This window comes from Vibrio viridaestus (assembly GCF_003856525.1).
Lineage (GTDB): Bacteria > Pseudomonadota > Gammaproteobacteria > Enterobacterales > Vibrionaceae > Vibrio > Vibrio viridaestus.
The window spans coordinates 212,997-225,952 of sequence record NZ_RJVQ01000004.1; the positions used below are offsets into that span (position 1 = coordinate 212,997).

General features: G+C 42.3%; 8 protein-coding genes. 5 read left to right on the forward strand and 3 right to left on the reverse strand.

Going from position 1 to position 12,956, the window contains the following annotated elements:
- Positions 1–458: 458 nt before the first annotated feature.
- A complete protein-coding gene (locus EES38_RS11735) occupies positions 459–1,928 on the reverse strand; it encodes a glutamate synthase subunit beta (RefSeq protein WP_124937387.1) in 1,470 nt (489 codons plus the stop codon).
- A complete protein-coding gene (gene gltB / locus EES38_RS11740) occupies positions 1,928–6,475 on the reverse strand; it encodes a glutamate synthase large subunit (RefSeq protein WP_166434254.1) in 4,548 nt (1,515 codons plus the stop codon). Before gltB ends, EES38_RS11735 begins: the two co-directional genes overlap by 1 nt.
- A 540-nt stretch (positions 6,476–7,015) precedes the next feature.
- Here gltB and mnmL point away from each other — a divergent pair.
- The 3 genes from mnmL to EES38_RS11755 all read left to right on the forward strand — a co-directional run bounded on the left by mnmL (position 7,016) and on the right by EES38_RS11755 (position 10,864).
- The gene (gene mnmL, locus EES38_RS11745) at positions 7,016–7,948 is read left to right on the forward strand and encodes a tRNA modification radical SAM protein MnmL/YtqA (protein ID WP_243694190.1); all 933 of its coding nucleotides are present in this window, start codon (positions 7,016–7,018) and stop codon (positions 7,946–7,948) included.
- Between the two features lie 87 nt (positions 7,949–8,035).
- The gene (arcB, locus tag EES38_RS11750) at positions 8,036–10,408 is read left to right on the forward strand and encodes an aerobic respiration two-component sensor histidine kinase ArcB (RefSeq protein WP_124937389.1); all 2,373 of its coding nucleotides are present in this window, start codon (positions 8,036–8,038) and stop codon (positions 10,406–10,408) included.
- Positions 10,409–10,411: 3 nt separating this feature from the next.
- The gene (locus EES38_RS11755; protein WP_124937390.1) at positions 10,412–10,864 is read left to right on the forward strand and encodes a hypothetical protein; all 453 of its coding nucleotides are present in this window, start codon (positions 10,412–10,414) and stop codon (positions 10,862–10,864) included.
- Positions 10,865–10,906: 42 nt separating this feature from the next.
- Here the strand turns inward: EES38_RS11755 and arcA are convergent, their stop codons facing one another.
- Complete coding sequence (arcA, locus tag EES38_RS11760; RefSeq protein ID WP_124937391.1) at positions 10,907–11,623, reverse strand: two-component system response regulator ArcA; 717 nt, start codon at positions 11,621–11,623, stop codon at positions 10,907–10,909.
- A gap of 312 nt (positions 11,624–11,935) precedes the next feature.
- Here arcA and EES38_RS11765 point away from each other — a divergent pair, with 312 nt between their 5' ends.
- Together EES38_RS11765 and EES38_RS11770 are read left to right on the forward strand one after the other, a co-directional pair.
- Positions 11,936–12,328, forward strand: coding sequence for a DUF3293 domain-containing protein (locus EES38_RS11765; protein ID WP_124937392.1), 393 nt, complete (start codon positions 11,936–11,938; stop codon positions 12,326–12,328).
- Between the two features lie 19 nt (positions 12,329–12,347).
- Entirely contained in the window at positions 12,348–12,830 is a 483-nt protein-coding gene (locus EES38_RS11770; RefSeq protein WP_124937393.1) for a putative 4-hydroxy-4-methyl-2-oxoglutarate aldolase, read from the forward strand.
- The last annotated feature ends 126 nt before the right edge of the window (positions 12,831–12,956 follow it).

The following is a 12,956-nucleotide window of genomic DNA, read 5'->3' on the forward strand; positions in this document are numbered from 1 at the left end:
TGCTTTCTGTCGTGAGACAGTAAAATGACTAACTATTCTTTATTATAGGAATTTATTGAATATACATTCGTTAAAAAAGATTAAAAAACCAATTTAACCCGTGCCAATATGATGCGGATCTCCCAAGCTATAGCGATTAATGATAAAGATCAAGAGATTCGTTAAAAAATGTACAAAAAGGATATTATTCAATTTCTAAACACTGAGATAGCTCACCAAAAGATAAAATCAGGTGATTCACCCAACGAAAGAAAAACGTTCTGTTAAGTATATACCCAAGCAACGATAAGATACAGATTATGCAAGGCTTTGATTATCGTTGTGTGGCAAAGGTGTGAAGGTTTTTTAGATAGAAAAAAGGTCAGTACAGGATACTGACCAATGAGAAATGCTCGGAAGGAGTTTTCATCTCAAAAACCCCCTGACTCGAGACCAAACGTGCCAGGGGAAGTTACCACTTATGCAGACAACATAAGTGAATCGGCTTTTGCTTCAAGGTTAGAGCCACCCATGAGGTAAGCATCTACTGCACGAGCACATTCACGTCCTTCGTTGATACAACGTACGACGAGAGATTGACCAGTGCGCATATCACCTGCAGCAAAAATTCCTTTTTGGTTGGTTTGGAAGTCACTTGTTGCGACGTTACCGCGATCATCCAATTTGATATCAAGTTGAGCTAGTACACCTGTTGGTTCTGGGTGCAAGAAGCCCATCGCAAGAAATGCCATATCACATGGGATAACGCGTTCACTACCTTCAACTTCATCAAAAGTAGGGCGTTCACCCGGAGCTGCGTCTTTCCATACGATATCTGCGATACGTAAACCACAGACTTCACCTTTATCGTTACCGATAAATTCTTTAGTCAGAATATTCCAATGACGCTCACAACCTTCCTCATGCGAAGTGGTTGTTTTTAGAATCATTGGATACTGTGGCCAAGGCATATTCGCAGGACGCTTTTCTGGTGGGACTGGCATGATCTCAACCTGCGTGACACTTTTTGCGCCATGACGATTAGACGTACCAACGCAGTCAGAACCTGTATCACCACCACCAATAACAACAACGTGCTTATCTTTCGCATGAATTTCATCTGTTTTTAAATCCATGTTATTCGCACGACGGTTATTTTGACCAAGGAATTGCATCGCAAAGTAAACGCCATTAAGTTCACGACCTGGTATCGGTAGATTACGAGGCACGGTTGAACCGCCTGTCAGCAGAACAACATCGTATTCATGACGAAGTTGCTGGGCATTAATATCAACGCCTATGTGTGCATTCACGACAAATTTGATGCCTGCTTTTTCCATCAAATCGATTTTACGATCGATGACGTCAGAACCAAGTTTGAAGTCTGGAATACCGAAGCGTAACAGACCGCCGACTTTTTCATCACGCTCATACACGGTTACAGTATGACCTGCACTGTTTAGCTGTTCAGCAGCTGAAAGTCCTGCGGGACCCGAACCGATAATGGCAATTGTTTTGCCTGTACGAGCACGTGGTGTCTTCGGTTTTGCATATCCTTCACGATACGCAGTCTCGACAATGTTCTTCTCGATATTACAGATCGTAATTGGGTCCTGGTTTATACCCAGGACACAAGCACTTTCACAAGGTGCCGGACAAACACGTCCCGTAAACTCGGGGAAGTTATTCGTTGAACTTAATATGTTCCACGCCTCTTCCCAGCTATCGCGATACACAGCATCATTGAATTCAGGAATGATGTTACCGATAGGGCAACCACTGTGGCAGAAAGGTACACCACAATCCATACAACGCGATGCCTGAGTTTTGATTTTAGAGCCAAAATCTTTGTCCAGGACAAATTCTTTGTTGTTTTGAATACGAACAGAAGGGTCCAGTTTTTTTGGCAACTCACGTCCGTTTTCTAAAAATCCAGTAGGCTTACCCATTATACTGCCTCCACTTGCTGTTCTTTCGCCGCTTGTGCTGCTTCCTTGCGCTGTTGAAGTACTCGTTTGTAATCACGTGGCATAACTTTTACCAGTGATTTCAGGTTTTCTTCGAAGTTAGCAAGGAACGATTTAGCAACATCACTTCCTGTGAGTACCTGATGCTTAGTCAACATCTCTGAAAGAAGTGTTTTATCTTCAGCAGAGATAGGATCTAAGTCGACCAGTTCTGGGTTCAGTTTAGTATCGAAGTCACCATCTTTATCCCAAACATACGCAATACCACCGCTCATACCTGCAGCGAAGTTACGTCCTGTTGAACCAAGAATAACCGCAATACCACCCGTCATGTATTCACAACCGTGATCACCAACACCTTCAACAACAACTCGTGCGCCAGAGTTACGAACACAGAAACGCTCACCGGCTTTACCACGAATGTAGGATTCACCTGATGTTGCGCCGTAGAAACAAACGTTACCAACAACGATGTTGTCTTCAGCAACAATAGTGGATTTAGTGTCAGGATAAAGAACCAAAGTACCGCCTGATAGACCTTTACCCCAGTAGTCGTTGGCATCGCCTTCAACTTCGAATTTAACGCCCTTAGCGAGGAAAGCACCAAACGACTGGCCTGCAGAGCCTTTGAACTTAACGTTCATTGTTTTTGGCAAGCCTTTGTCTTTGTAAACTTTTGATATTTCATTTGAAAGCATAGTTCCCGCACTACGGTCAGTGTTGATGATAGGGAACTCAGCTGAAACGGCTTCACCACGCTCAATAGCGGGAGCGGCGGCTTCAATCAATTTGCGATCTAGAATGTTATCAAGACCATGGTTCTGCTGTGTTTGACAGTAGATACCATCTTCTGCACGTGGTGGTTCCATATACAGAATGGAAGACAGATCCAAGTTTTTGTATTTCCAGTGATTGATATCATCACGTACTTTTAGCTTGTTCGCCTGACCTACCATTTCATCGATAGTACGGAAGCCAAGCTCTGCCATGATTTCACGTAGACCCTGAGCCATATACTGGAAGAAAGTCACAACGTCTTCTACTCGGCCATCAAAGCGCTCACGTAGTGTTTTGTTTTGTGTTGCGATACCAACAGGACACGTATTCTTATGACACTTACGCATCATAATACAGCCTTCTACTACCAATGCAGCAGTTGCGACACCCCATTCTTCTGCACCAAGCAGAGTGGCAATCGCTAGATCGCGAGGTGTTTTCATCTGACCATCAGCCTGTACGACGATACGGTTACGCAGACCATTTTTGAGCAGTGTCTGGTGAGTTTCAGCCAAACCTAATTCCCAAGGCAGACCTGTGTGACGAATGGATGAAATCGGTGAAGCACCAGTACCACCGTCGTAACCTGCGATAAGTACAACGTCTGCTTTTGCTTTAGCAACACCAGAAGCGATAGTACCTACACCCGCCTCAGATACGAGCTTGACGTTCACGCGGCCAGCGCGGTTGGCATTTTTCAGGTCAAAGATAAGCTGAGCTAAATCTTCGATAGAATAAATGTCGTGGTGTGGCGGTGGTGAAATCAAACCAACCCCTGGGGTTGAGTGACGAGTTGCACCGATCCAATCGTCCACTTTATCGCCTGGTAACTGACCACCTTCACCAGGTTTCGCACCCTGAGCCATCTTGATCTGTAGCTCATCAGCGTTAGTTAGGTAGTAAGAAGTAACACCGAAACGTCCAGAGGCAACCTGTTTAATTGCAGAGCGTTCCCAATCTCCGTTTTCTTTACGAGCGAAACGGATTGGATCCTCACCACCTTCACCAGAGTTTGATTTTGCTCCTAGGCGGTTCATTGCAATAGCAAGAGTCGAGTGCGCTTCGTGTGAAATAGAACCAAATGACATCGCACCGGTTGCAAAGCGTCTTACGATACTTTCGATAGGTTCAACCTGATCGATAGGAATCGAGCCCGCTGGGTTTTTCACAAAGTCTAATTGGCTACGTAGTGTAACGGCTTTATCACCCTGAGTATCAACGGCTTTCGTATATTGCTTGAATTTCGCATAGTCTTTACTGCGAGTTGATTGCTGAAGCAACGAGATCGTTGTTGGGTTAAATAGGTGGTTTTCACCGCGCTGTTTCCATTGATAAACACCGCCAACATCAAGCATTTGCAGTGGGATTTCACGTAATGGATAGCCAACTCTATGACGAACGACAACTTCTTTCGCTATATCGTCCAGAGATAAACCTTGGATACGGGTAACCGTACCAGTGAAATATTTATCGACAACGGCTTTGCTGATACCAAGAGCTTCAAAAATCTGAGCACCGTGGTAAGACTGCAGTGTTGAAATCCCCATTTTAGAGAAGATTTTCAACAGACCCATGTTTACGCCTTTACGGAAGTTGTTAAACAGCTCCTCAACGGATTTCTCTGCGTTAAGTTTGTTGATGCGTTGTAGTTCAACAATTGTCTCCGTCACTAAATACGGGTTAACCGCGTTAGCACCATAGCCAACTAAAGTTGCAAAGTGATGAGTCTCACGTGCGTCACCTGTTTCGACAACGATACCGCACTTAGAGCGCAGACCTTTGCGAATTAAATGGTGATGCACAGCACCGACTGCCAACATTGCTGGAATAGCAGCATGGTTAGAGTTTGCAGCACGGTCAGTCAGAAGGATGATTGAGTATCCGTCGATAACAGCATCTTCAGCGTATTGACAAATACGTTTCAACGCACGCTCAAGTTTGCCTGTTTCACCACTTGCTTGGAACACGATATCAAGCGTTTTGGCTTGTAGGTGCTCGTTATCAATCGCACGCAGTTTCTCTAATTCAGCATTAGAAATAACTGGAGAGTCCAGTTCCACTTTACGGCAGTGTGCTGGTGACTCAGTCAGTAGGTTTTGCTCTTTACCGATATAAGTTTTGAGCGACATAACCATACGTTCACGGATCGGGTCGATCGGTGGGTTTGTTACCTGAGCAAACAACTGTTTGAAATAGTGAGATAAATGCTGTGACTGGTGTGATAGAACGGCAAGAGGCCAGTCCGCACCCATTGAACCTAGAGGTTCATATCCAGTTTCAGCCAAAGTAAGGATGATATCATCCACTTCTTCTCTGGTAACGCCGAATGCTTGTTGACGGTGAAGAAGACGCTCTGGTTTTGGTTGACTATGTCCAGTTTCTGCTTTTGGTAGCTCTTTCAAACTTAGCAGATTGTCTTTGACCCATTGCTCGTATGGTTGAGATTCAGCGATAGCATCTTTCACTTCTTCATCAGAAATGATTCGACCTTCTTCAAGGTCTGCTACGAAGATACGTCCTGGTTGTAAGCGACCACGATATTCCACATTTTCAGGAGCGATATCAACCGCACCCGTTTCTGATGCCATAACTAGGAAGTTGTCTTTGGTCACTGTATAGCGAGAAGGACGAAGACCATTACGGTCTAGAGTTGCACCTACTGTCACACCATCTGTAAAGCAGACTGATGCTGGACCATCCCATGGTTCCATGACGTTTGCGTGGTACTGATAGAACGCACGGCGTTTTGGATCCATATTTGGATTTTCTTGCCATGCTTCTGGAATCATCATCATTAATGCATGAGGTAGGCTACGGCCAGAAAGAACAAGTAGCTCTAACACCATGTCAAAGTTTGCAGAATCTGAAGCGCCTTCCTGACAAATAGGAAGCAGCATATCAATTTCTGCTTTAGTAAACAGTTTTGACTCTAGGATCGCTTCACGCGCCTTCATCCAGTTTAAGTTACCGCGAACCGTGTTGATTTCACCGTTGTGAGCGATATAACGGAAAGGCTGAGCAAGACGCCATCTTGGGAACGTATTCGTTGAGAAACGAGAGTGTACCAATGCAAGCGCTGATACCATCGTTGGATTTTGCAAATCTAAGAAGTACTGAGGAACTTGTTCAGTAGTTAACTGACCTTTATATATAATCGTCTTATAAGATAAAGAGTTGATATAGAAGTCATCACCGATATTAGAAACGCTTTCCAGACATACACGTACTGTATAGTTACGTAAAACGTACAGTTTTCGTTCTAACTCATCAGGTGTCATACCTGGACCGCCAGAAATAAACACATGCTCAAACTGAGGCTCAGTGCTTAGTGGATCGGCACCCAACATTGAGTTGTCTGTCGGTAATACGCGGTAGCCAAGAATTTCAAGATCAAGGCGTTTAGCATTACGTTGAAGAATATCGCGACATTGCTCGCGTTTGTATTCGTCCTTAGGAAACAGCACAACACCCACACCATATTTTTCAAATGATGGGAGTTTGATGCCAAGTTTCACTGCTTCTTCAAGTAAGAACTCGTGAGGCTTCTGAATCAGAATACCTGCGCCATCACCGCTACATGGGTCACAACCTTGACCTCCACGGTGTTCCATACGCGCAAGCATATCTAGAGCTTGAGTAACTACTTCATGAGATTTACGGTTTTTTAGGTGAGCAACAAAACCGATACCACAAGCGTCATGCTCCAGTTCTGGAGTATAGAGACCTTGTGAATTCTGTTGTCTATCTACCATAGATACATCCTTCCAGTTCGTGCGAGACGCACCTAGGCCAAGAGACAAGAAGTCCTTAGCCATATCAGTGCGACTGGTCCTTAAAATGAAATCTAAACTGGCCATGTCCTGGTCAGTTTGAGTCCGTTCCGTTTCTCACAGGAAAATGAGTTGTGAGAAAAACAATCCATGGTGGCATTCATGTTGTAATTACTCTTTAAAAGAGTTTTATATGGTGGGTTATGAATGACACCGACTTTTCGACTTTTATTATGCCTTCAAATCCGCTATTGGGCAGTCGAAAGTGTAAGTATCCTACAATTTTGTTGCAGTGAATTCCAATAGAAAATGACATAAAACTCACTTTTTTTTCGTCAAAATAGGAGAGTTTTATTTACATTTATCTAACATTCCATATGAATTACTGAAAAATCACGCCTTTATTGATATTTACCAGAATGAATGCTTTTGCTAAGAGGTAAGCTCGTTATTTAAAAATCAATCTCGTTATTCAATTACATATTTTGTTAACGATATTTATTCTCATTTATGGGGTGGGATTTGAAACAACTACACGAACTGGTGAATACAATAGGTCAGGATCTCAAACATCGTTATGGTGAGAAAGTTCATAAACTCACCCTGCACGGAGGGTTCAGTTGCCCCAACCGGGATGGAACGATTGGGAGAGGCGGGTGCACATTTTGTAACGTGTCATCATTTGTAGATGAGACCGCTAAATCGTCCTCTATTCAACAGCAGCTTGAACGACGAGCTGAGGAGGTCACCCGAGCAAAGAAATACCTCGCGTATTTTCAGGCTTATACCAATACTTACGCAGAAGTGCAGTTACTCGATCAAATGTATCAGCAGGCACTTAGGAGTGCTGATATTGTTGGTTTATGTGTTGGCACCCGTCCTGATTGCGTTCCTCAAGAAGTTCTAATGTTATTAAGTGGCTATGTTCAGCAGGGATATGAAGTTTGGTTAGAATTGGGACTACAGAGTGCTCATGATAAAACGTTACATCGAATCAATCGTGGGCATGACTTTTCAGCTTATTCAGCCATAACTCATACAGCCAGAATGATGGGATTAAAAGTGTGCACTCATCTTATCGTCGGCCTGCCCGATGAAAGTAAAAGCGATAATATAACGACGATGGAGAAAGTGCTGGCAGTGGGGACTGATGGAATAAAATTGCACAGTTTACACATCGTTGAAGGAAGTGTAATGGCGAAATCTTGGCGAGCCGGTAGATTAGAAGCGCCATCACTCGAATTCTATGTTGATGCAGCTAGTGAGATGATTCGCATGACGCCTGCTGATATTGTCTACCACCGTGTGTCATCTGCAGCGAGGAGACCCACTCTTTTATCTCCCCTTTGGTGTGAAAATCGTTGGCTTGCCATGGGGGAGATAGAAAAAGCGCTAAATCGGGACGGAGCTCAAGGCTCACTGCTCGGCCACCCATTTGTACGAAATGTCGCGTGACGAATAGTTGGCAACATCATACACTTAGCTATTCAAATACGAGATAAATATGAATTTATTATTCCCCGTTGAGTGTTGGAGTTGTCAATGAAACCAATGAAGAATCTAGCGCAGTATTATGTTGATTTGCTTGTTAAGCTGGGAATTCTGCGGTTTTCCATTCTTTTAGCCCTTGCATTAGTTGCTTTGGCCGTTGTGGTTCAAGTTGGCATTACTCTCGCATTAAAGGGCTTTGTTGACGATATTGATATCATTCGTTCTGTTTTCTTCGGCTTAATAATTACACCTTGGGCTGTGTATTTTTTATCAGTTGTCGTGGACCAATTGGAAGAATCTCGTCAACGATTATCTAAACTGGTGTCGAAGCTAAAAGACATGCGCTTCCGCGATCAGGAACTGAATTATCAGTTGCAACAGAATATCGTGAAATTGAATCAGGAAATAGAGGAGAGGATAAAGGCTGAAGAAGCTCGTGAAGAGGCGATGGTTGATCTGGAAAATGAAGTATACCAGAGGGAAAAAACTCAGCTAGAACTTGCCGAAAGAACAGCCTTATTACGTTCTTTTATCGACGCATCACCAGACCTGATTTATTACCGTAACGCTAATGGTGTTTTCTCTGGTTGTAACCGAGCAATGGAAGAGCTGACGGGAAAAAGAGAAAGTGAGCTGGTCGGTTTATCGCCAAGGCAGGTATATAGCGAAGATGTCGCTCATCTTGTCATTGAAACGGATGACCATGTATTCAAAAATAATTGTTCTATTACCTATGAACAATGGCTTGAATACCCTGATGGTCGTAAAAGCTATTTTGAGATTCGTAAAGTTCCCTTCTATTCCAACGAAGGTCGTCACCTTGGATTGGTCGGCTTTGGCCGTGATATTACCGAAAGAAAACGTCATGAAGAGTCGCTGGAAAAAGCCAGCCGGGATAAGACCACCTTTATTTCAACTATTAGTCACGAATTGAGAACACCACTGAACGGTATTGTGGGTCTTAGTCGAATGTTGTTGGATACAACACTAACCGAAGATCAGCGCAAGTATATGCAGACAATAAATGTCAGTGCCGTGACATTAGGGAATATCTTTAACGATATTATCGACATGGATAAGTTTGATCGTAAAAAGCTAGAGTTGTTCCCTGAGCCGCTAAATTTTGAAGAGTTTATTGTTGAGATCGAGAGTCTGGCGGCCTTGATGGCAGAGCAAAAAGGGCTACGCTTCGACTTGGACCGTTTGAGCGATCTTCCGGTTGCGATTGAAATTGATGGAACGCGTTTACGGCAAGTTATTTGGAACTTATTAAGTAATGCGATGAAGTTCACGAAAGAGGGCGGCGTCGTAATGACGGTAAGTGCCGATATTCAAGGTGCAGATGCCTTTGTTTCCATTGATATTGAAGATACTGGTATTGGTATACCTGAAGAAGACCTAGATAAAATATTTGCGATGTATTATCAGGTCAAGTCGGATAAAGATAATCTTCATGCTGTTGGGACCGGTATTGGTCTGGCGGTTTCGAAACAACTTATGAATATGATGAACGGTGATATCGTCGTATCCAGTGAAGAAGGGTATGGAAGCACATTCACCGTGACATTAACGGCTCCGTTAGCGGTTATTCCTGAATCTGTAACAGAGCAACCAATACAGCAAAGAAGTCTTAATATCTTTATGGTTGAGGACATTGAGTTAAATGTGACTGTTGCCCGTTCGTTACTGGAAAGTTTGGGTCATACGGTCTCTGTTGCTATGACTGGGCATGAAGCGTTGGATATGTTTGAACCTAATAAGTTTGATCTTGTTTTCCTAGATATTCAGTTACCTGATATGACGGGATTTGATATCGCACAGACCATTCGTCAGCGTTTCCAGCAAGACGGACCGTTACCACCTTTAGTTGCACTGACGGCCAATGTACTTAAAGATAAAAACGAATATATAAGAAACGGTATGGATGATGCGATCAGTAAACCTTTATCCGTAACAGCAGTCAGGGATGTTTTAGAGCGGCAAACTCAGATAAGCGGTATTGAAAAGAAAGTACAAGAGAGTTCTACAGCTACGGCGGGGATTGATATGAATTCTACCAGCACTGATAAGAACGACTATCAGAGCGTGTTGGATCTCGACATGCTTAACTCTTACGTCGATATTGTCGGTCCTCAGCCGGTATTAGATAGCATTAAAATGTTTGAAGATATGATGCCTGGATATATTGCAATTCTTGATTCTAATATGATGGCCAAGGATCAGGATGCTATCGTTTCTGAAGCGCATAAAATTAAGGGTGCAGCCGGTTCTATTGGTTTAGCTCGTATCCAAAAAGTTGCGCAAAAAGCTCAGACACCAGAAGCACCCGCTTGGTGGGAAAATATTAGTGACTGGGTTGAAGAAATAAAAAATGAGTATTCTAAAGATATTCAATTATTAAAACAGTGGTTAGAAAATAGGTAATTTATGAAAACGTTCGCTTTGGTGAGTCTGTTAGGGATTGCACTGTCAGGGTGTTCCAGCGTTGATTATGATGACTTAGATGGTACGCCGCGCTTCAGTGAGATCACTGGAGAACCGGTTGAAGTATCAAGTAATGTATGGGTTGATGATATTGATAATCAGGATATGCAGTCTGATGATATTAAATTTAAGGGCGAGGTACTCTTGTCCTCTGAATCTCAACTTCCAGCCGATTATCGTATAAAGAACCTCATTATTTATCAGGAAGGTAAGTCGATTAGTCTTTCGGAAGATCAGTTCGAAATTGATATTAGTACTGAAAATCAATGGACTATCTCATTCACTCTCTCAGGATTGAATATGCAAATTCCAATCGATGTATTGGTGCTTTTTTCTAATGACTCCGATGAAGCTTGGTTAATCGATAAAAAAGTAGTGATAAACACAGTTGAATAAAAAAAGGCCCTGAAGGGCCTTTATAACTGGTGTAACTCAATATTATAAATCAATATCACCGCAGAAACGATAACCTTCACCATGAATAGTCGCGATGATTTCTGGAGTACCATTCACTGATTCGAAATGTTTACGAATACGTCTGATTGTTACATCGACAGTCCGGTCATGAGGCTTCAACTCTCGACCTGTCATTTTTTTCAATAAATCAGCACGTGTCTGAATTTTTCCTGGGTTTTCACAAAAATGAAGCAGTGCTCTAAACTCTGAACGAGGAAGCTTATATGAACCTCCATCAGGGCTAATAAGAGAACGACTGTTGATATCCAACTCCCATCCATTGAATCGGTATGCTTCAACATTACGTTTTTCTTCGTGGACTGCGTTCGCTGTCATCGAACGACCTAGTAGGTTACGAGCGCGAATAGTAAGTTCTCTTGGGTTAAAAGGCTTAGTAATATAATCATCAGCCCCAATTTCTAGTCCAAGAATTTTGTCCACTTCATTGTCACGACCCGTTAAAAACATAAGAGCAACATCTGCTTGCTCTCTCAATTCACGAGCAAGTAGTAGGCCATTTTTCCCTGGCAAGTTAATATCCATTATTACAAGATTGATGGATTGATCGGAAAGTACTCTGTGCATGTCGTCACCATTGCTGGCTTCAAATACACTGTATCCCTCTGCTTCAAAAATACTTTTAAGCGTATTACGAGTAACTTGCTCATCTTCTACGATAAGAATCTGCGGGGTTTGCATCGGCGGTACCTAAACTTGTTAAAAAATTGTATTAAAACGCAATAAATTATAGGTAAAAGATAACATATTAGTCATGTTATGTTGATATTAACCTAAAGTACCCAAAAAGAATACTCAGATTCGATTTCCGCCTTCCATGGGGGGTATGGCTGCATGCCGTTATAATATTGGGCTTTTACTGTGTAAATTCTATCTTGTTAACAGCATAGTAACAATGACAAAATGTTCCTTCCACACATTTTGTTGATTTACATCAAGAGCTCGTAACCTCAAGGTAACATTAGTAATATTGATGAAAAACAGAAGGATATAATGACCGATTCTCAGTTATGGAGTGCCTATATTGACACTGTTTTTGATGTATCACATGGCATCTCATTTCCTAATTATGCGATTATTACGGCTTGGAACCCATTGAGTATACCAGTGTCATATGTAAAAAATCAGGAGTATAATATGGAGCTCCTGCGAGACTTAACCCGATTTCAGTATTTTCCTTTGCTCGCGGGAGATCGTGAGTTTCAGTGGGTTGAAGAGAGTTTTGCAGTCAATATGACGTTAGAAGATGCACTGGCTCTTGGGGAAAAATATTCTCAGAATGCAATTTATTATGTCTCCGATGGAGAGTTGTACTTGTATTCATGTATCGATAAGCGTTCGTCTCATCTGGGACCGTTCAAAGATAGAATTATAAAAAAGCCTTAATAAGAATCATGGAGGAATAATGAAAGATATCACTACTGTTATTTGCGACAAGTATAACTCCGATATTCAGATACTTGATCTGCCCTTACATAACTTCGGCTATAGAAGTGTTTTTTTTGGTCAAGTCGTTACTGTTAGTTGTTTCAAAGATAATGCGAAAGTGACTGAACTATTAAGTCAGGATGGTAAAGGCAAAGTGTTAGTTGTTGATGGGAATGGTTCGAGTGATGTGGCGTTATTTGATGACTCGCTTGCCGCTATTGCGATGAAAAACAACTGGGAAGGCGTTGTTATCTACGGTGCCGTTCGTGAAGTAGGTGCACTCGCTGATAGGGATTTAGGGATTAAAGCTTTTGCTGTTTGCCCTAAAAAGTCAAACAACCATGACTCGGGACATGTCAACATTACATTGCGTATTGCTAACCAATCGATTCAGCCTGGTGATTATTTATATTCAGATTGGAATGGTATTGTTTTATCACCTAAAGAGCTCGAAATTTAATCACTTCGTTCTGTTTTGATATGAAATTACGTGCTTTTATCAATGAAATTCGAACTTAGAGCAAAAAATAGTAAGTTTTAATTGACGCCCCCTATAAAAATAAGGTAAACGTAGGGGCAGCAAACG